Annotated in this window: 19 protein-coding genes; 8 read left to right on the forward strand and 11 right to left on the reverse strand. The window is 50.1% G+C overall.

From position 1 onward, the window contains the following. Positions 1–93 precede the first annotated feature (93 nt). The 3 genes from motA to QLH52_RS07525 all read left to right on the forward strand — a co-directional run bounded on the left by motA (position 94) and on the right by QLH52_RS07525 (position 2,712). Positions 94–939, forward strand: coding sequence for a flagellar motor stator protein MotA (gene motA / locus QLH52_RS07515; protein ID WP_033158218.1), 846 nt, complete (start codon positions 94–96; stop codon positions 937–939). A gap of 11 nt (positions 940–950) precedes the next feature. Then, positions 951–1,922, forward strand: coding sequence for a flagellar motor protein MotB (gene motB / locus QLH52_RS07520; protein WP_171696860.1), 972 nt, complete (start codon positions 951–953; stop codon positions 1,920–1,922). Positions 1,923–1,998: 76 nt separating this feature from the next. Then, entirely contained in the window at positions 1,999–2,712 is a 714-nt protein-coding gene (locus QLH52_RS07525) for a class I SAM-dependent methyltransferase (protein WP_319961108.1), read from the forward strand. Between the two features lie 79 nt (positions 2,713–2,791). Here the strand turns inward: QLH52_RS07525 and QLH52_RS07530 are convergent, their stop codons facing one another. The 11 genes from QLH52_RS07530 to pyrF form a co-directional block, all read right to left on the reverse strand. Beyond that, the gene (locus tag QLH52_RS07530) at positions 2,792–4,627 is read right to left on the reverse strand and encodes a polysaccharide biosynthesis protein (protein WP_319961109.1); all 1,836 of its coding nucleotides are present in this window, start codon (positions 4,625–4,627) and stop codon (positions 2,792–2,794) included. Further along, entirely contained in the window at positions 4,624–5,655 is a 1,032-nt protein-coding gene (locus QLH52_RS07535; protein ID WP_319961110.1) for an MraY family glycosyltransferase, read from the reverse strand. The genes QLH52_RS07530 and QLH52_RS07535 overlap by 4 nt, the downstream gene beginning before the upstream one ends. 6 nt (positions 5,656–5,661) lie before the next feature. After that, on the reverse strand, positions 5,662–6,615 hold the full coding sequence (locus QLH52_RS07540; protein WP_033158214.1) for an NAD-dependent epimerase/dehydratase family protein: 954 nt from the start codon (positions 6,613–6,615) through the stop codon (positions 5,662–5,664). A gap of 70 nt (positions 6,616–6,685) precedes the next feature. Beyond that, the gene (locus QLH52_RS07545) at positions 6,686–7,144 is read right to left on the reverse strand and encodes a DUF411 domain-containing protein (protein ID WP_033158213.1); all 459 of its coding nucleotides are present in this window, start codon (positions 7,142–7,144) and stop codon (positions 6,686–6,688) included. Positions 7,145–7,154: 10 nt separating this feature from the next. Continuing rightward, positions 7,155–7,574, reverse strand: a complete 420-nt coding sequence (locus QLH52_RS07550; RefSeq protein ID WP_033158212.1) for a secondary thiamine-phosphate synthase enzyme YjbQ — start codon at positions 7,572–7,574, stop codon at positions 7,155–7,157. A gap of 275 nt (positions 7,575–7,849) precedes the next feature. Then, positions 7,850–8,914: a uroporphyrinogen decarboxylase gene (hemE, locus tag QLH52_RS07555; protein WP_319961111.1), complete on the reverse strand. Its 1,065-nt coding sequence runs from the start codon at positions 8,912–8,914 to the stop codon at positions 7,850–7,852. Positions 8,915–8,935: 21 nt separating this feature from the next. Next, positions 8,936–10,576, reverse strand: coding sequence for an AAA family ATPase (locus QLH52_RS07560; protein WP_319961112.1), 1,641 nt, complete (start codon positions 10,574–10,576; stop codon positions 8,936–8,938). Next, positions 10,566–11,648, reverse strand: a complete 1,083-nt coding sequence (gene aroB, locus QLH52_RS07565) for a 3-dehydroquinate synthase (RefSeq protein ID WP_319961113.1) — start codon at positions 11,646–11,648, stop codon at positions 10,566–10,568. Before aroB ends, QLH52_RS07560 begins: the two co-directional genes overlap by 11 nt. Next, the gene (locus tag QLH52_RS07570; protein ID WP_319961114.1) at positions 11,620–12,174 is read right to left on the reverse strand and encodes a shikimate kinase; all 555 of its coding nucleotides are present in this window, start codon (positions 12,172–12,174) and stop codon (positions 11,620–11,622) included. Before QLH52_RS07570 ends, aroB begins: the two co-directional genes overlap by 29 nt. A 696-nt stretch (positions 12,175–12,870) precedes the next feature. Further along, positions 12,871–13,131 (reverse strand): endonuclease domain-containing protein, encoded by a 261-nt coding sequence (locus QLH52_RS07575; protein WP_319961115.1) that lies wholly within the window; start codon positions 13,129–13,131, stop codon positions 12,871–12,873. A 237-nt stretch (positions 13,132–13,368) separates the two neighbouring features. Beyond that, positions 13,369–14,094, reverse strand: a complete 726-nt coding sequence (pyrF, locus tag QLH52_RS07580; RefSeq protein ID WP_319961116.1) for an orotidine-5'-phosphate decarboxylase — start codon at positions 14,092–14,094, stop codon at positions 13,369–13,371. A 301-nt stretch (positions 14,095–14,395) separates the two neighbouring features. Here pyrF and QLH52_RS07585 point away from each other — a divergent pair, with 301 nt between their 5' ends. From QLH52_RS07585 to QLH52_RS07605, 5 genes are all read left to right on the forward strand, one after another. Next, positions 14,396–15,817, forward strand: a complete 1,422-nt coding sequence (locus QLH52_RS07585) for an undecaprenyl-phosphate glucose phosphotransferase (RefSeq protein ID WP_319961117.1) — start codon at positions 14,396–14,398, stop codon at positions 15,815–15,817. 552 nt (positions 15,818–16,369) lie between these two features. Continuing rightward, the gene (locus tag QLH52_RS07590) at positions 16,370–16,675 is read left to right on the forward strand and encodes a hypothetical protein (RefSeq protein ID WP_064037222.1); all 306 of its coding nucleotides are present in this window, start codon (positions 16,370–16,372) and stop codon (positions 16,673–16,675) included. Further along, entirely contained in the window at positions 16,672–17,181 is a 510-nt protein-coding gene (locus tag QLH52_RS07595; RefSeq protein ID WP_319961118.1) for a hypothetical protein, read from the forward strand. Before QLH52_RS07590 ends, QLH52_RS07595 begins: the two co-directional genes overlap by 4 nt. Then, positions 17,168–17,578, forward strand: a complete 411-nt coding sequence (locus QLH52_RS07600) for a VanZ family protein (protein ID WP_319961119.1) — start codon at positions 17,168–17,170, stop codon at positions 17,576–17,578. Before QLH52_RS07595 ends, QLH52_RS07600 begins: the two co-directional genes overlap by 14 nt. A 377-nt stretch (positions 17,579–17,955) precedes the next feature. Continuing rightward, positions 17,956–18,948, forward strand: coding sequence for an acyltransferase family protein (locus QLH52_RS07605; protein ID WP_319961120.1), 993 nt, complete (start codon positions 17,956–17,958; stop codon positions 18,946–18,948). The last annotated feature ends 447 nt before the right edge of the window (positions 18,949–19,395 follow it).

A 19,395-nucleotide genomic window follows, 5' to 3' on the forward strand; every position in this document is an offset into this window, starting at 1 on the left:
CTTATCCGGCAACTTACATGGCGGCCGGTAAAGGTAGCGAACCCAGGGTAAGTTTGATTTTTATAATTAACTTTTAGTTTTTTAGAGGCAACCATGTTTGTAATCATTGGTTATGTGATTATTTTAGGCTGTGTATTGGGCGGCTTTTTGATGGCCGGCGGCCATCTGGGCGTGCTTTGGCAGCCGGTTGAGGTGCTGATCATCGTCGGTGCCGCCTTCGGTTCCTTCCTGGCCAGTAACTCGCTGGCCACCAGTAAAGCGGCGATGGCCGGCGGAACCGCCACGCTGAAAGGTAGTACCTACACCAAGGAGTACTATATGGAGCTGCTGATGAGCTTTAACGCGCTGAGTCAGAAGGCCCGCAAGGAAGGTTTGTTGTCCCTGGAAAAAGTGGTGGACGATCCGGAGGGTAGCTCCATATTCGGTGAAAAAATCGTCCACGATCACCATCTGATGGAGTTCATTTGCGACAAGCTCAGGCTGATCCTGACCGGTGTCGATGTCAACCAACTGGAAGACATCATGGACGCGGAAATCGAAGTACACCACGCCGAAGGCAACGAGCCGATCAAAGCCGTGCAAAAAGTCGGTGACGGCATGCCGGCTTTCGGTATCGTCGCGGCGGTAATGGGGGTGGTACATACGATGGAATCGGTGGGTATTCCGCCGGCGGAACTGGGCAAACTGATCGCGGCGGCGCTGGTCGGTACCTTCCTGGGTATTTTGGTGTCTTACGGCTTTATCGGCCCGGTAGCGTCGGTCATGGAAGCGCGGCTGGAAGAAGAAAGCAACGCCTATAAATGCACGCAAAAAGGCCTGCTGAATTGCGCGAAAGGTACTTCGCCGGCCATGACGGTGGAATTCATGCGTACCGCGATTCCTCATCATGCCAGGCCGACCTTTACCGAGCTGGAAGAACAATTGAAAGCCGGCAAATAAGGTAAACGACAATGGCCGAACAACCCATAATCATCAAGAAAATCAAGAAGGGTGGTCACGGTGGGCACCACGGCGGGGCCTGGAAAATTGCCTATGCCGACTTCGTGACGGCGATGATGGCTTTCTTTCTGTTGATGTGGTTACTCGGTTCCACCGACGAGAAAACTAAAAAAGGCATTTCCGAATATTTCCAAAACCCGTTTGGCGTCGCGATTGTCAGTAACCCCGGTGAGGGCTCCGGCGACCGGACCAGCATCATCCAGGCCGGCGGCCAGGACTTGAAATCGCAAGACGAGGGGCAAGTGCATCAAGGGGAAAATACCCCGGCCGAGCCAACGCCTGAGGATATTGAAAAACTGGCGGAAGAGCAGGAAAAACTCAAGCTGGAAAAATTGCAGGAAAAAATCGAGGACATGCTGAAAGCCAATGACAAGTTGGCGGAATATAAAGATCAGATCAAGCTGGAAACCACCCCGGAGGGTTTGAAAATCCAGATTATCGATGCGCAAAATCGGCCGATGTTCAAACTGGCCAGTTCCGGTATCGAAACCTATGCGCAAGCCATCCTGCGCGAGTTGGCACCGGTGATCAACGAATTACCCAACAAAGTCACCATCAACGGCCATACCGACGCATTGCCGTTTCCCAGCAATCGCACCGGTTATTCCAACTGGGAGCTATCCAGCGATCGGGCCAATGTGGCGCGCCGTGAGTTAACCCAAGGCGGACTCAGTGAAGACAAGGTGTTGCGCGTGGTCGGCTTGGCATCCAGTATTCCCTACAAGGGCGACGTGCCTAACGATCCGATGAATCGGCGGATTTCCATCGTCGTGATGAATAAAAAGACCGAAAATCAGGTGCTGCACGATGGCGCTGAAGATAAGCCCGGCAGCAGCGATACCTCTGTGCCCGGTTTGCCGGCCATATCGCCGACTATTCAGCAAAATACCAAAATTACAGGGGCGGACGGCGCTGCGCATTAATTTGGCCCGGTCAGTACTAGGCTGAACGTACGGTAAGGATCTGATGCAGTTATTCAAGGCTCTCCTGAGTCAGCTAATGGCCTGTGTCGCTGTGATGGGCTTACGCGCACAAATCCTGCCCGTTAGCGTTTGGCAAGCTGTCGCTATTCAGGCCGGCTTGGCCGCACTGTTCTCTCGCGGTTTTCGCCAGCCTGTCTGGTGGCTGCCGATTCATTTGCTATTTTTGCCGACCGTGTTAATGGGGCTGAGCTGGCAAGTGCCTGCTTGGCTGTATCTGCTGACATTGCTGCTGCTGACCCTATTATTTTGGGGTACAGTGAAAGGCGATGTACCGTTGTTCTTGTCCTCTTCCGCAGTCAGCGAGGCGCTGATCGAAATAGTAAGCCGCGAGCAGGCGCAAGCGTTTATCGATATTGGCGCCGGTCTGGCTACCGTTGTCGTGCCGCTTGCAAAAGCCCGGCCGGACATGGTTGTGGTGGCCTTGGAGCGGGCGCCGCTGCCCTGGCTGCTGGCAAGATGGCGTTGCCGCAATCTGGCTAATGTCCAGGTCGGCAGATACAGTTTTTGGGAGCAGGATTTACGCGGGTTCGATGTGGTGTTCGCCTTCCTGTCGCCGCTGGTGATGGCGAAAATCGGCGAAAAAGTCCGGCGAGAAATGCGGGCCGGCTGTTTGTTTATCTCGTCTTCTTTTCCGATACCGGATAGCCACCCCGAATCGGTGCTCGAACTGAACGATAGCCGCAAAACCAAGCTGTATTGCTATCGGATAGGTGGATCTCTGAAAAGTTAAGAACCCTATAGCTTTTTTCAGCAGGAGGGGGCTTAGCTCAATGACATTGCCTGGAGCGAGTGATCTTTAGCGCTGATATTTAAGCCGTCGGCGTATTCGTAAATTCGGGGACCAACTGCTTCAAACCGGCCAACAGCTGTTGGTTATCGTAGCTCTGGCACTGCTTCTGCAAATCCTCAATCTGTTTAGCCCATTCCACCGAGTCGTAGAGTCGGGCTTTGGCCAGGCGCAATTTCGCATGGCTGGTTGCCATTAATTGTTCCTGATCGTGGAATAATTCTTCGTAGAGTTTTTCGCCGGGCCGCAAGCCGACAATCTTAATGGCAATGTCTTTATTCGGGACTTTGCCGCTCAGCCGGATCATCTGCTCCGCCAGGTAAGTAATTTTGACCGGTTCGCCCATATCCAATACAAACACTTCGCCGCCCTGGCCTATGGTTTCCGCTTGCATGATTAACTGACAAGCTTCCGGAATCGTCATGAAGTAGCGGGTAATATCCGGATGCGTCACCGTGATAGGGCCGCCGGCCTTGATTTGCTCTCTAAACAGCGGCACCACGCTACCGGCCGAATCGAGCACGTTGCCGAAGCGTACCGTGGTAAAGCGAGTGCTGCCGGTCTGATTCAGGTTTTGGCAGAGGATTTCCGCCGCCCGCTTGGTGGCGCCCATCACGTTGGTCGGATTGACGGCTTTATCGGTGGAAATTAATACAAAGCGCGCCACACCGGCGGCAATCGCCGCTTCCGCCAGGATTTTGGTGCCGATCAGGTTGTTATGCACCGCTTCGCGGATCTGATTTTCCAGCAAAGGCACATGTTTATAAGCGGCGGCGTGAAACACGATTTCCGGTTTTTGCCCGGCAATTAATTGCTGCACCGCAACGGGATCGGCGACATCGCCCAACACCGCTTGGTGCGATAACTCCGGAAACAGCCGATTCAAGTCGGCGTTGACTTTGTACAAATTAAACTCGCACTGATCGAATACGATCAGCTTGCGCGGCTGGGCTCTCGCCAGTTGCTTGCAAAGCTCGGAACCTATCGAACCGCCGCCGCCTGTCACCAAAATGACTTTGTCGTGTAGATGGTTTTTAATGCCGGGCCAATCCAGCTTCACCGGCGTGCGCCCCAGAATATCTTCGATGGAAACGCTACGTAGATTGGCGGTGGTGACCGCGCCGCTCAGCAATTCTTTGACCGAGGGTAGGGTCTGAAAATCCACCGAGCAGTTTTCGCAGATTTCCACGATCCGGCGCATTTGCTGATCGCTGGCGGACGGCACGGCAATCAGCACTGTTTCGATATTCCAGCGTTCGATTAACTCCGGAATTTGCTCGACCGTGCCGGCGACGCGGATGCCGCGAATTTCGCGCTTGTATTTACCATGGTTGTCGTCGACGAACACTATCGGCACATAATCGCTATCGACATTGGCCAATAAATCTCTCACCAGCATTTCGCCGGCGGAACCGGCACCGACGATCAATGCGCGCTTACCCACGCGCTCCGCGAACGTCTGTTCCTTCCAAAAGCGATATACCAAACGCGGAATGCTGAGCAAGGAAAACAGGATCAGCACGTAAAGGGGGACGACCGAACGCGGCACGCCGTGCAGGCGGTCGTATAAAAACAAGGCGGAGGCAATAAAAAAAATCCCGGTCAACACCGCTTTGCCGATGCGGATCAGGTCCGGCAGCGAGGAAAACCGCCAAACGCCGCGGTACAAACCATACACCCAGAATAAACTGACTTGGATGGCTATGACCCAAGGCAGGAACAATAAGGCCGAATAAAAAAATTCGTCCGGGATGTTTTGCAGATTAAAGCGTAGCCAGTAAGCGCCGAACCACGCTAACGGGATCATGGCCAGATCGTGCAAAAAGATGGTGGTGCGGGAGCGGAATCTTAAGGTCACGAAATAACCCACTCGGATTTGCCGGCCTTAAACCGGTAAGCCAGATAGATTAAGGGCAGATAAGCCACGATAACGCCGGCCAAAGCATGGCTGGGATGCTTGAATATCCATAGGGAGACAGGCAGCAGCCAACCGCAATTAATTGCCCAGGTTGCCAATAACACCGGCAAATGTCCGTAACGTTTGGCTGCATGCTGATAGGTATGCGAGCAATGCGCCGCGTACCATTTTTGTCCGCTGAACATTCTGACCGCCAGGGTATAGCTGGCATCCACGATAAACGCACCGAATAAAATCAGCCCGCAATACAGCAGAACGGCGGCCTGTTGTGCGGCCAGTAAAATTAATAAACCCAGCAACAGCCCGATAAAGCCGCTACCGACATCGCCCATGAAGATTTTCGCTTTCGGCCAATTCCACAGCAAAAAGCCGCCGCACGCCGCCGTCAAACTCAAGGCAACACCGCATAAGCTTTGGTCGATAAAAAACAGATAGCCCGCCAATGCCGAGGATACAAACAGCGCTTCCGAGCTGGCAATGCCGTCGGTACCGTCCATGAAATTGAACAGGTTTAAGCTCCACACCAAAAACAGTGCTCCCAAGGGGTAGCCCAACCAGCCTGGATTGACGCTTAAGCGCCCGAAGAGAGCGTCGAATGGCGCGGGGACCAATACCACGGGAAGGCCGCCCAACAATTCCAGGGCGATGATCGCCGCCAGTAAATGCGTCAAGAAACGCCAGCGCGCGGCCACTTCGCCGTGATCGTCACAAAAGCCGATAGCGGCTATCAATAGCGTGGAGCCCAACAAGGCCAGGGAAGTGCCAGTCAGTTGCCGGTCAAAAAACAACCGGAGCATCGCCACGCTGAAGGCCAGCACGATAGCCAAGCCGCCGCCGCGCGGGGTTGGCACGCTGTGTGAGCTGCGTTGGTTGGGAATGTCCAGCACCTTGTAAGTTAAGGCGTAACGGCGAATCAGGCCGGTCAATACGGCGGCGAGCAGCAAGGTAACAGTAAAAAGCAGTAGCACGCTAGATTAACTTAGATGGCGAATAATATCGGGCAGGGCTTTCCAGAGAGTTTGGCGAGGTTGAAAACCCAATTCGCGGGCGATTTTAGCAGACGAATACCACGCCGAACCGGTTAATTTTTCCAGGCTATCGCTATCGATAGGAAAGCGTCGCCCCGTCAGCCGGCCAAAGCCATCGCCCAATTTGGCTAAGCTGGTTAGCAATGGCATCGGTATCGACCAGACGACAGGCCGCTTGCCGAGCGCGGCTCTGATCGCGTCGTAAATCTGCCGGGTAGAATAGCTTTGTTGATCCGTGACTATATAAACCTGCCCGGCTGCTTCGGGATTTTCTGCAGCCAACAATGCCGATGCCACCACATCATCGACATGCACCATGGAGCGCTGGTTACCGGATTCCGGTAGCGGCGGGAATATGCCGCGGCGAATTGCGTGGATCATGCGCGGCAGATTGCCTTTCCCGGTGTCGCCGTAGACCATGCTGGGCCGTAACACCACAGGATGCGGGACGTAGCCGCCGTTCAGCACCAGTTGTTCGGCTTCGTATTTGGATAAACCGTAGGGATCTGAGGCGGGGGCGTTGACCGTTTCATCCATGACTTGTCGGCTAGTGTGGCTGACGGCTTTAACGCTGCTGAAGAACACAAAGGCTTTCACTCCGGCCTGTTGTGCGGCTTCCAGCAGTTTGCGCGTGCCTTCGGTGTTGATTTGCCGGTATTCGGCCTCATCCTGCCGACTTTCCGCCAAGGCGTGGGCTTTGCCGGCCAGATGAAACACCACGTCTATGTCGGCGCACAACTCCGGGGGGCAAGCTCCCAGTGCTGCCAAATCCAAGGCGATGTTGTTCTCACCATTCCCAGCGCGGCCGCATGTTCTGACCGTATAATCCTGATTGACCAAGGCTTGGCATAGGTGCGCGCCGATAAAACCGCTGGCACCGGTGACGAGGGCCTTAGTCATGCTATATGTTGGCGAAAAGACATAATGGTTGGCAGCGATTTAAACGGACGGCGAGAGTACGTAAGTTGAGTTATTGCTTGCTGCCATGCTCTGCAAACACTTCATACTTACCTTCTTTATCGAAGGAAACCACCTTGTACGCATCTTGCTGCCCGCCCATTTCCATGCCGGGGCTGCCCATCGGCATGCCCGGCGCGGCGATACCGACTATGTTGGATTTGCTTTGCAAAAGCTTTTGAATATCGGTAGCAGGCACATGGCCTTCGATCACGTGGCCGTCCACGACAGCAGTATGGCAGGACGCCAGCTTCTCGGGGACACCGAAACGGGCTTTGATGGTTTCCATGTCGTCGCTAACCACATCGTTGATTTTAAAGCCGTTTTGTTTGGCATGTTCCAGCCATTTACCGCAGCAGCCGCAAGTGGGGCTGCGATAGACTGTCATTTCCAGCGGCTTGCCTGCTTCTTCAGCGGAAAGGTTTTGGCTGAGAGCCGCCAGTAATAACATGATTGATTTCGATGCGTTCATAAATACCTCTTTATTCGCCGTGTAGCGTTACGATGATGGTGCGATTGCCGGCACGATTGCGATGCTCGCATAAGTAAATGCCTTGCCAAATTCCCAAGGCCAATTGGCCGTCGCTGATCGGGATGCTTAGCGAGCTGCCCAATATAACGGTTTTTATATGGGCAGGCATGTCGTCCGGCCCTTCGAGTGTGTGCCGGTAGTATGGTTCATTTTCCGCTACCGCCCGGGAGAAATAACTTTCCAGGTCCCGGCGTACATCCGCATCCGCATTTTCGTTGATGGCCAGCGATGCCGAGGTGTGTTGCAAAAACACATGGGCCAAGCCTATTTCAATTTTATCCAGTTCGGCTAGCTGACTGACGATTTCCCGGGTGATCAAATGAAAGCCACGCGGTTTCGCGGCTAGCTGGATGCGTTTTTGAATCCACATGTCGAGAATGTTACAAATTGATAAATGCTGGAAATTTGGATGGCTGCAAATTATTCAGCGAATCGTAAAACTCCGCAATTGGTCCTCTAATCCCGGAGCAATACCGCAAAGTTGAGGTAGATAATTCCTTCTCCCGCCGGGAGAAGGTTAGGATGAGGGAGATTAAAATCAATTATTTACACCCCTCACCCCAGCCCTCTCCTTTATGCCCTGTGGGTGCAAGGGAGAGGTAGGCGTAACTTAGCGGCATTGCCCTCAAGTATAAACGCCCTTATTTAGCGATGATATTGCGGACTCAATTCCCGCACCGCATCGACCATGGCTTTGACGTGTTCCGGATTAATGTCCGGCAAAATGCCGTGGCCCAGATTAAACACATGTCCTGAGCCATTACCGAAACCTTGCAGCACTTTGCCGACTTTTTCGCGGATCACTTCCGGTTGCGCGTACAAAGTAATCGGATCCATGTTGCCCTGCAACGCTACCCGGTCGCCGACGCGGGTGCGGGCTTGGCCGATGTCGGTTTGCCAGTCCAGGCCCAGCGCGTCGTAGCCGGTGTCGGCCATCGCTTCCAGCCATAGACCGCCGCCCTTGGTAAATAATATGGTCGGAATTTGCCGGCCGTCGCGACGCGTGTTCAATAGCTCGCGCACTTGCCGCGCATAGCGCAACGAAAACTCCAGATAATCGTTATGGCTGAGCATGCCGCCCCAGGTATCGAACACCATGACCGCGTCAGCGCCGGCGGCAATTTGCGCATTCAAATAGGCGGCTACCGACTGCGCCAGCTTATCCAGCATTTGATGCATCAGTTGCGGCTGTTCGAACATTAGGCTTTTCACTTTTTGAAAGCTCTTGCTGCTTTTGCCTTCCACCATGTAAGTCGCCAACGTCCAGGGACTGCCGGAAAAGCCAATCAAGGGTACCTTGCCGTGCAGATTGGTTTTGATCAAGCGCACGGCGTCGATCACATAACGCAATTCGGTTTCCGGATCGGGAATCGGTAATTTGGCAATGTCGGCGGCGGTTCTGACCGGATTGGCGAATTGCGGGCCTTCGCCTTCGGCAAACGAGAGACCCAAGCCCATGGCGTCGGGGATGGTCAAAATATCGGAAAACAAGATCGCGGCGTCGAAGTTAAAACGCTCCAGCGGTTGCAGCGTCACTTCGCAGGCCAATTCAGGGTTGGTACAAAGCTGCATGAAGCTGCCGGCCTTGGTGCGTACTTCCCGGTACTCGGGTAAATAACGTCCGGCTTGGCGCATCATCCAGACGGGGGTGCGGTCGACGGGCTGTCTTAACAGGGCTTTTAAGAATAAATCGTTTTGTAAGTTGGTCATTCGTTTCGATTGGGATGAGAATCAGCGGCGGCTTTCTTTTTGCACGGCCCGGAAGCGTTTTTCCATGGCCTGCTTAAACTCGCCGGGCATAACGGCTTTAAGCTGTATCGCTTCGGCGGCAGATTGAAAAGAGCCGTAAATTACCACGTATTTTTCCTGTTCGCCCTGTTTGATGGGGTAGAACTTCAGGCCGTCGCGGTAATCGGCGTATTTTTTTTGAAAACGTAGTGCCGCATCTTTAGTGGACAGCACCATGACTTGCAGCGTGAAGTTGTTGGCTGGTTGCGCCATGATCCAGTCCTGATCACTACCTTCGAAGGCGGGTTTGGCGGGTTTATGTTCGACGGGTTTAGCCGGGGTTGGCACAGCAACCGGCGCTATCTCCTCGGCCGGCGCAGCGTTGGCTGGCAACGGTTTTTCAGCTTGCTGCTCGGGCTTGGCTTGCTCAGGGTTTGGTCCTTTCGCGGGCGCCGTCTGTTTGTCGGCAACAATGCTCTGAGTGCTTGGCTGCGTGCTTATGGTCTCGGGCGACGGTTTGCTCGGTGCTTTCGGGCTGGGTGTTGTTGAATTATTTGACGATTCGGTGTCGGCAGAGCGGAGCGGAGCTTGGCCGGTCACTTCGGCTTCGATCAGTGCACGGCTTGACTCCACTGTATTGTTTGCCGGGCTGAGGGCGGCAGACACGATTGTCGGCGACGATTCCGGCGCTTTGGGATCGGGTGGTGGAACGATCTGTGGCGGTGCCAGGACGGTTTCGACTGCCGGAGTAGATGTCGGCTGCGGAGCGCTTGTGTTTTCGGCGGCAGGTTTGTCGACACTTTCGGTTAAAACAGCAATAGGCAGGTTGCCGGCGGATTGCCCGGTGACAATATCCGGCGGTAATAAAGATTTCAGCGCATAGCCGGCACCGGCTAGCACACCGGCGATTGCCAGCCATAAGCCCAGTTTGCTGCGTTTATGGCTTTGGGAATGAGCGAATTTAGGCAATTGCGCGAGTATTTTGCCGGGGATGCCGTTGCTGGCGCGATATAAATCCTCGATCAGGCTGTCGCTGATGGCGTTAAACGAGACCACTGCGCCCGGTTGCGCCGACAGGTTTTGTAAATATTCGCCACATTGTTTTTTGCTGAGCGGCGGCAGTTCGATGAAATGGCACTCCTCCACCAATTTGTCGGTACCGCTTTTGATGTGGAATTGATCGTGATTCATCGCCAACACCAGCCGCAAGCCCGGTAGCGAGTCGGCAAATTCGATCAGCATCGTCATCAGGCCGGGTACCAAATTGCCGGCATCATCAATCAGCAGCACTACCTTTTGTCTGGCGCATTTGTCGCGTAGTGCGCTTAAATCGAAAGCGGAACCTTTGGCGATGTTCAGGCCGCGCAACAAATCGTTGATCAGGCTTTCGAAGCTGGAGTCTGGTGAAGCCGGCAACAACACGACTTCCCACATATCTTTGCGATTTTGCCGGACAGTTTCCAATAAGGTGGTTTTACCGATGCCTTCCGGGCCGCAGACGATCAGCGATTGCTGCAAATTGGCCAGCAAGTGCAGCAGCAAATCCAGTTTCTGCGAGCGCTCCAGCGTAATCAAGGTCCGTTCGGCGTTGTTGGCCACCGAGCGTTTTTGGTAACTATAAGTCAGGTCGTCGTTATCCAACATAGCCGTTCAAAGTTGCCTGCAATTGCGCCAGATCGACGTTGACGGGGAGAGAGGCTTTGCCGACCGCTTCCAACAGAATCACGCGGATTTTGCCGTCGACATTTTTTTTATCGACCGCCATCAAATCCACGTATTGTTCGGTCGTCATTTCCGTAGGCGGTGTCACGGGTAGCTTGGCGGCCTGGAAAACGTCGATAATCCGCTTAACGTCGGCATCGTTCAGCCAGCCCAGACGCCGCGATAAATCGGCGGCAAAACAAGTGCCGATTGCCACTGCTTCGCCGTGCAAATAATGGCCGTAGCCGCTGCCGGTTTCGATAGCATGGCCGAAGGTGTGGCCCAAGTTTAGAGTGGCGCGTACGCCGGATTCGAATTCGTCTTCACCAACCACTTCCGCTTTATTGATGCAGGAACGCTCAATGGCATAAGCCAAGGCGTCTTTGTCGCGAGCCAGCAATTTCGGTATATTCGCTTCCAGCCATTGCAAAAAATCCGGGTCGCGAATTAGGCCATATTTGATCACTTCCGCCAAACCGGCGGACAGCTGTCTGTCGTCCAAGGTGTCCAGTACATCGGCGTCGGCAATCACGCATTGCGGCTGGTAAAACGCGCCTATCATGTTCTTGCCCAGCGGATGGTTCACACCGGTTTTACCGCCCACCGAGGAATCGACCTGAGCCAACAAAGTGGTGGGAATCTGGATGAAAGCAATGCCGCGTTGATAACAGGCCGCCGCAAAGCCGCCCATGTCGCCGATCACGCCGCCACCCAAGGCAATCAAGGTGGAATTGCGGCTAAATTTTTTGGCAAGCAATTGATCGAAGACTTTCTCCAAATATTGCAACGTTTTGTATTGCTCGCCGTCCGGCAGGATGGCCGTTTCGACTTGATAGTCGCCCAATGCTATCTGTAATTTGGCCAGATACAGTGGCGCGATAGTCTCGTTGGAAACGATCAGCACCTGTTTGGCGCGAATATGTTTGGTCAATAGTTCCGGCTGAGCCAGCAAGCCGGCGCCAATGTAGATCGGGTAACTTCTGTCGTTATTTAGTGCAACTTGCAATTCTTTCATGATCTTCTAGGGCAGCCTGATATTGCTGCAAAATGGTTTTAACCACGGTTTTAGTGGGCAGTACGCCGGAATCAATTTTAAAATCGGCACATTCCGTATACAGCGGGTCGCGCTGCGCCAACAAGGTTTGCAGGCGTTGTCTGGGATTTTCGGTACGCAATAGCGGACGTTGCGTATCGTGTTTGGTGCGATGTAGGATTTTGTCTATCGAACAGTGCAAATAGACGACGAAGCCGTTTTCCTTGATGGCTGCCCGATTCTCCGGCAATAACACTGCACCGCCGCCGGTGGCCATTACTATCCCTTGCAATGCTGATAAATGCCGAATCACGGTTTGCTCGCGCATCCGAAAACCCTCCTCGCCCTCGTAGGAAAAGATAGTGGGAATATCGACCCCTGTGCATTCCTCAATGACTCTATCGCTGTCGTAGAACGGCCATTGCAAGGCTTTAGCAAGCTGTTTGCCTATGGTGGTTTTACCCACGCCCATCAGGCCGATCAAATAGATGTTTGCCGCTGGTTTCATTGCATTGGCTGGTTGCGCGCATTAAAAACCGGAGCATTATGCCCACTTTTTGCAGGGAGTTAAATTTTAGATGCCGAACACCCGCTTTTGGGCGGCTCAACAAATAACCACTTCCTCCGTGGGAGGGCCTGCAGTTAATTGATTTTATTCTCCTCACCCCAACCCTCTCCAGCAGGAGAGGGGCATTCCCTTTACTTACGGGGTAAGGTTAGGATGCAGCGTCATTAAGTCTAGGGAAACATTCCCTTCCCCAGCAGGAGAAGGTTAGCGGGAATAAATACGGCAAAAGATTTATTTGATACCCTCATCCCAATCTTCTCCCGGAGGGAGGAGGGGTTGGCCGTTTTTAACTTAATGGTATTGGGTTTGGGTGAAGGGCGGCAGTTAATTGATTTTTTCTTATCACCGCAACCCTCGGCAATTACTCCCAGCGTTGCCCTATATCCTACATCCATGCAGTCGTCCAGCAGGAGAGGGGGTGAATTGACGTTATTACTTCTCCAGGCCAAAGCGAATAAGTTTGGAGCATCTCCTCTCCCTCCGGGAGAGGGCTAGAGTGAGGGGATCAACTATTTTAATTCCCTGATCCCAGTCTTCTTTAAGAGGGGGCTAGGTTTTTACAGCTTCTCTTAACTCAATTACAGCCAGACGAATTACTTCCATTACGGCAAGCCTGTTTTGTAAAACCTCATGATTCTAAAATCGCAGCACCCGATACCCCAGCCGCTGTAAATAATGGCTTCTGTTTTGATCGTATTCTTGTTGCTCGGCATGCTGCCCGCCATCAACTTCAATTACCAACTTGGGTTCCAAGCAAACAAAATCAACGATAAATGGGCCGATAACCTGCTGTCTACGAAATTTACAGCCCAACAATTGCCGATTCCTCAGCTGTTGCCAAATCACTCGTTCTGCGTCGGTTTGATTTTTGCGTAATGAACGGGCCAAATCTTTCATTGCAAAAGCCTTTTTTGGATTCCCTCACCCCTGCCCTCTCCCGGGGGAGAGGGAGTTATATTTCCGAGCTAGATGAGGCGATCCTAATTTAGTCTAGCTAACAAAAATACCGGTATTCCCCCTCTCCCCTTGGGAGAGGGCTGGGGTGAGGGGAGTTAAAAGCCCCGGCAAATTTAATTTTTGCCCTTCAAGCAGAAATACCGAGAATAAAATTCCAGAAAGCTTTGGCGCAAATACTCAAGCAAACTGCGCCGCAATCTGTCCCTGGATTTTTTCCGCCATCGCCCGGCGATCAGTCGCGTCGCGGATAGGCCTGCCCACTACTATGTAATCCGCGCCGTTTTGAATCGCTTGCTCGACACTGACAGCGCGTTTTTGATCATCGTTTTCGCGGTTATCCACCGGCCGGATACCGGGAGTGATTACCAGCAGCTTTTCGCCCAGTTGTTCCCTAATCATTGCTACTTCCAGGCCTGATGAGACGATACCGTCGCAACCAATTTGCAACGCCCGCTTAGCGCGGGACAACACCAACTCGCGCACATCGCATTGAAAGCCCAAGTCGTCCAAATCGCCGCGATCCAGGCTGGTTAATGCGGTGACGGCCAACACTTTTAAGTCGCCTTTCGCTGCTGCCGCTGCTTCCATAATGGAATCGTTGCCGTGGATAGTGGCCAGATCCACGCCTTTGTTACTCAGCGCTTTAATTGCCCTGCCCACCGTGGCTGGAATGTCGAAGAATTTAAGATCGACAAACACTTTTTTGTCACGGGCCTTCAGCCATTCGATAAATCCGAAATAATCACCCGACATGAATAGCTCCATGCCCACTTTGTAAAAAATCACCGCTTCACCTAGTTCTTCAACCAAAGCTTGCGCTTCTGCAATGCTGGAAACATCCAGCGCCATGATCAGGCGTTCACGAACGGGAATGGCTTTATTTGATATGAAAGATTCTGTCATAAGGATTATGAAATAGTCTGTTTACTGGGTTAAGGGTAGCGTTTTTATTGGTGAGCTTGGCAAGACCTGCTAAAGTGGTTTACAAGCAACGTTAATTTTTCAGTTGGTGTTTAAGTAACAATTGTTGCGCCTGCGATGTCACTAAGAAGCGGCATGCGTGAAAAACTTGTAGGCACCGAACGGATTACATGCCACCGCCGGTGTAGCATTAAACTTTCATTAAGCTGAAATAATCTTGGCTTAAAGTCCTATAATCAGGCAGGCAAATGATCAACTCATTAAGCTAACCAGTATATTTGATATGAATCAGTTTCGCCCAAAAGGATTTATCAGGCCGCTGCAGCCGGAATTGCAGAGCATTAAGCGGGCCATGGATACCGCGTTGATTTTTATCACGCTATATGTCTCGCTACACATCTATGGCGAGCCGTTCGACCGTGAATACCTGGGCTTATTTATTGTCTGTACCGTGCTGTTCGGTATTTTTGCCGAGCATCAAGAGATCTATCACGGCTGGCGCGGTGATCCCCTGTTTGACGATGCAGTGCGGATATTATTATCGTGGATAGTGGCCTTTGCACTGATTGCCAGCAGTTTTTTCGTATTTGACCTTGGCTTTGAATACTCTCGGCAAGTCTTGGAATTGTGGCTGCCGTTGGCGCCGCTCAGCATCATTATGCTGCACTCGCTACGCCGCTCGACATTGTCTTATTTACGGATGCACGGGCTTAATACCCGTAACTACGCGATTTTGGGCGGCAATTCGCTAGGCAAACGCCTAAATGCCGCGCTGACTGAAATGCCTTGGCTGGGTTACAGCTTTGTTGGTTTTTTCGACGACCGCATCGAGAACAAGCAGCGCAGGCAGGATGAAGACATGGTCGACGTCATCGTTGGCGACTTTAAAGAGCTATTGGAAAGAGCGCAGCGCGGAGAAATCGATCACATCTATATCACCTTGCCCTTGCGAGCGGAAAAGCGAATCAACCAATTGATTCGAGAGCTGGCCGATAGCACCGTGTCGGTCAACATTGTCCCGGACTTTTTTACCTTTAACCTGATGCAGTCCAAACTCAGCAGCGTAAAAGGGATACCGGTGGTCAGCGTCTTCGATACACCGTTAAATTCGTCGCTGGACGGCGCGGTCAAACGCCTTGAAGATTTACTTTTGTGCGCGATCATCCTGCCGATTATCGCGATACCGATGCTGATCATCGCCATTGCGATCAAGATTACTTCGCCGGGGCCGGTCATTTTCAAGCAAATGCGTTACGGCGTTAAGGGTGAGCAGATTGAGGTTTGGAAGTTTCGATCTATGTCGGTGTGTGAAAATGGCGACAGCATCAAACAAGCCACGGCCAACGATAGCCGCGTAACGCCCTTGGGCGGTTTTCTGCGCCGTACCTCGTTAGACGAATTACCGCAATTTCTAAACGTGTTGAGCGGCACTATGTCCGTGGTTGGCCCACGGCCCCATGCAGTGGCGCACAATGAATACTACCGCAAACAGATCCAGGGCTATATGCTGAGGCACAAAATGAAACCTGGCATCACCGGTTTGGCGCAAATCAGCGGTTGTCGCGGCGAAACCGAAACCATCGACAAAATGGAAAGACGAATTCATCACGACCTGGAATACATCCGCCAGTGGTCAGTCATTTTGGATTTAAAGATTGTGATATTAACTGTTTTTAAAGGATTTGTGGGGCAGCAGGCTTACTGACTAAAAGCTCCTCTCGTTTGAAGAAAAGAAAGCTATTAAGTTTAGCCCTCTCTCCTTGCGGTAGAGGGTTGGGGTGAGGGGAATTAAAAAGGAAGCTCTGACTAAGTCCTTACTCCGGCTAACCACGAACAGTATATTTCATTAATTCCGGTCGGGGTAACCTGTCGAACCACCTGTACTCTGAGGGGCTGACCGGAACCAAATTGTTTAGAGCGTCCTAAGGTGAATTACTCGTTTTGGTTCCCTAACCCCAATCTAACCCCAATTTTCCATTTTGTGCCCTTTGGGTATGTATGAAGGCAATGTAGTTAAGTTAAGAGTTAAATATGTTGGAGGGTCGAATTTATTCGACCTTTGGTGCCCATAGTGCGAATAAATTCGCACCTACAATTTCTTAACTTAACGGAATTGGGGTATGACGGACTTTCTTCTAATCTGATCAATTAGCTTAAAAACCCCCAACAGAAATCGATAACTGGAATGTGGAGACCAAGAAATGAATCAAAGACATCCACGGCCGATACATGGCGTTGCAACATACGGACATAAACCATGCGATTAACGCCACAACAAGCCGACATCTTAAAGTGCATCGCCGCTGACGTGTTTGGAACGCAAGCAAGCTTGCAATTATTTGGCTCGCGTACCGACGATACTAGACGTGGCGGCGACATAGATTTGTATGTAAAAGGATTTAATCAAAACCTTGAAAAAACCTTAGATGCCAAACTGCGTTTTCTGGTCAAAGCCAAACAGGCACTTGGCGACCAACGTATCGATTTAGTATTTGCCCCGGCAGAGGGGCGGGAGCAACTGCCCATTCAGCGTGTTGCGGAACAGACAGCTATTCCGTTATGAATAAACAAGAACGCATCGAATTTAAACTTCGTCCAGCACTACAGGAATGTTGGTTGCATCAGACGCGATTGCATGCAGCTTGGCAAGAAGCCATAAATTTCCCCGCCATTAAAGATATCGCAATCCACGAACTAAACGATGCGGAAGTTCGTACACTCGACCAACTAGTGTTCCGTTTCGGCAAATTGCAGGATGCTATCGGATCGAGATTATTGCCTGCAATTTTACAAATACTGCAAGAATGGCAGGAACACGAAGCTTTCCTGGATAAGCTAAACCGGGCGGAGAAAATTGGTTTATTGCCATCCGTAGACAAATGGTTATTGTTGCGCGAATTGCGTAACCAAACAGCACATGAATACCCTGAGCATCCTGAAGTCGTAATAGTCAACCTGCGGCATCTTGTGACACATGTACCCATGCTCGAACAGAGTTTTCTGCATTTAGCGGGCGCCGCAAATGCGCGGATTTTAACCCCAAATCAACAAGACAATGGCTCACACTGAAAGAAATCGCAATTTAGCAATGGTGTTTATCGTGTCGAGTGTTGCATGGATAGCAATACTTTTCATCGAATCATCACAGCCGCCGGCTGCAATAATGGGTGAAGTTTCTGGTCTGGATAAAGTGGCACATTTTCTGGCATTTGGCGTACTGGCCTTATTAGTATTTGGGGCTTCGTTTAATTTGGGTTTGGGGCGGCATTTGCCAGCGTTTTTTATGCCATTATTGATTGTGACAGTTATTGGTGTGGCCGATGAGTTATATCAGTTATCCAATCCTAGCCGTGCTTTCGAGTTGTTAGACTTGGTCGCTGATATTAGTGGTGCCGTAATCTGTTTGTATGTTTATAAATTGATATTAAAGAGCAGATTGATGCGTCGCTTCAATTTATCAAAATAATTTATATGACTGGCTGAGATATTTTTAGGTAAAAAAATTTGAAAGGCTTTCAAAAAGTTAAAGAAATGTACTTCTTACTTCTTACTTCTTACCCTTCGGGTATAAACGAGAAGATTAGGATGAAGGAATTAAAAGAATATTTAACACCTCTCTTTCAGCTAGTGTTGTTAAGGAACCTGTGATTTATTCGTTGTTTCAAATTTCAACATCTTGGAAATCAATGAGTTGCGGCCAAGGTTTTCTTGAAAAATTGATTTAATCAGAGGATCCTTAAGTTGATTCATTTTAATTGCTATTATTGTAAACCCAGGGTGAGGTGATTTTAACAGGTCACCTTAGGCTATTTTCATTAATATTTAGTAAGACGGATAATCATTTTGGATAAAAAAAATAGACTCGTTGATATAGATAAAGCCAAGGGTTTTGCAATTTTTCTCGTTGTATTAGGGCATATTGTTGCAACAGATATGCCTGCAGGGAATGAGTGGTATGCGGCGCTTAAATTTTATATCTATAAGTTTCATATGCCATTTTTTATGTTTATATCCGGGATAATAATGGCATACACCTTTCGGGGTTTTAATGATTTTAATGGTTATTTAGGATATATCGTTAAGAAGTTAAGGCGGCTTGCTCCTGGATATTTATTTTTCGGATTTTTGATATATGCCGGAAAATTAAGCATGTCTAATTTAATGCATGTGGATGATGTTCCCGGTGATATAGGTGATGAGCTATATAATCTTCTCGTCTTCCCTTCTAAAAGTGCAGGCGGATCTCTTTGGTTTATTTATGTTCTAATGGAAATGTATGTGGTATTTCCTTTAGTTATAGTGTTTTTCAGTAAAAAGTTGCCGTTAATTGTGGTTTTTGGGTTCGCGTTGGAATTTGTGCCTGTTACAAACGCCTTTATGCTTGATAGGTTTTGCGAGTACTTTTTGTTTTTCTCCTTGTGGGTCTTCATAGTGGCTAACTATGAGGTATATTTGAGTGTGATAGAAAAGTATTCATATGTTTTTATTTTGTTGTTCTTTTTGTCATTTTTGACGATACCGTTCTTTGCTGATAATGTTTCTAAAGTTATTATAGGAATATGTTCGTTGCCAGCTCTGCAAGTGATTATGCGTAGGGGTGGCTTTTCAAATATGAATGTTTGGCAAATATATGGGCTTTATACATACAGCATATATTTAATGAACACCATTTTTATAGGGGTTGTGAAAGGAATAATTCTGAGTTTTACTACATGGGATGGATTGAATTTTATTCCAATATCAGTGTGTTTGTTGATTGGTGGGGTATATGGGCCCATTTTTGTTAAAAAATTCATATTTTCTCGAGCGCCGTTTTTAGATCGTATAACAAGTTAGGTATGATGGTTTTTGAATAAAAACTTGGGTAATAGCTTGGTAGTCGTTTTATTTGATTTTATTTTGGTCCGATAATGAGATGGGTTAGAAGTGTGCGGATTTAAAGTATTCTGTATAAAAAGATTAATATCCTCAGTAATCGATGTTATTTTTCTATCTAATTTTATTTGATGCCCGAGTGGCAAATTAACTTGAGATAAATTAAGAGCACCTCTAAAAATATCCCACCCCTCCGGGAGATGGTTAGGGTGATAAATTATAAGTAATTAATTTTCTTTTATCTGTTCTCTGCCTGAGGAGGAAGGAGGGTTTCGAATTTTTTGAAGTCCTCTAAATGGGCAGCGCTTTCGACCAAGAAATCCGACAAGAAAATGCAGTCTTAAAAAATATAGATAGAACGATAATTGGGGTGTTGACTTAGTAAAACCATTTCGGCAGAAATGGGCG

Origin of the sequence: Methylomonas defluvii, assembly GCF_033949435.1 — a bacterium.
GTDB classification, from domain to species: Bacteria; Pseudomonadota; Gammaproteobacteria; order Methylococcales; family Methylomonadaceae; genus Methylomonas; species Methylomonas defluvii.

Bases quoted from the DNA above. Each gene is read 5' to 3' on its own strand.
- motA (WP_033158218.1), top strand. From the start codon at position 94: ATGTTTGTAATCATTGGTTATGTGATTATTTTAGGCTGTGTATTGGGC.
- motB (WP_171696860.1), top strand. From the start codon at position 951: ATGGCCGAACAACCCATAATCATCAAGAAAATCAAGAAGGGTGGTCAC.
- QLH52_RS07525 (WP_319961108.1), top strand. From the start codon at position 1,999: ATGGCCTGTGTCGCTGTGATGGGCTTACGCGCACAAATCCTGCCCGTT.
- QLH52_RS07540 (WP_033158214.1), bottom strand. From the start codon at position 6,615: ATGACTAAGGCCCTCGTCACCGGTGCCAGCGGTTTTATCGGCGCGCAC.
- QLH52_RS07545 (WP_033158213.1), bottom strand. From the start codon at position 7,144: ATGAACGCATCGAAATCAATCATGTTATTACTGGCGGCTCTCAGCCAA.
- QLH52_RS07550 (WP_033158212.1), bottom strand. From the start codon at position 7,574: ATGTGGATTCAAAAACGCATCCAGCTAGCCGCGAAACCGCGTGGCTTT.
- hemE (WP_319961111.1), bottom strand. From the start codon at position 8,914: ATGACCAACTTACAAAACGATTTATTCTTAAAAGCCCTGTTAAGACAG.
- QLH52_RS07560 (WP_319961112.1), bottom strand. From the start codon at position 10,576: ATGTTGGATAACGACGACCTGACTTATAGTTACCAAAAACGCTCGGTG.
- aroB (WP_319961113.1), bottom strand. From the start codon at position 11,648: ATGAAAGAATTGCAAGTTGCACTAAATAACGACAGAAGTTACCCGATC.
- QLH52_RS07570 (WP_319961114.1), bottom strand. From the start codon at position 12,174: ATGAAACCAGCGGCAAACATCTATTTGATCGGCCTGATGGGCGTGGGT.
- QLH52_RS07575 (WP_319961115.1), bottom strand. From the start codon at position 13,131: ATGAAAGATTTGGCCCGTTCATTACGCAAAAATCAAACCGACGCAGAA.
- pyrF (WP_319961116.1), bottom strand. From the start codon at position 14,094: ATGACAGAATCTTTCATATCAAATAAAGCCATTCCCGTTCGTGAACGC.
- QLH52_RS07585 (WP_319961117.1), top strand. From the start codon at position 14,396: ATGAATCAGTTTCGCCCAAAAGGATTTATCAGGCCGCTGCAGCCGGAA.
- QLH52_RS07590 (WP_064037222.1), top strand. From the start codon at position 16,370: ATGCGATTAACGCCACAACAAGCCGACATCTTAAAGTGCATCGCCGCT.
- QLH52_RS07595 (WP_319961118.1), top strand. From the start codon at position 16,672: ATGAATAAACAAGAACGCATCGAATTTAAACTTCGTCCAGCACTACAG.
- QLH52_RS07600 (WP_319961119.1), top strand. From the start codon at position 17,168: ATGGCTCACACTGAAAGAAATCGCAATTTAGCAATGGTGTTTATCGTG.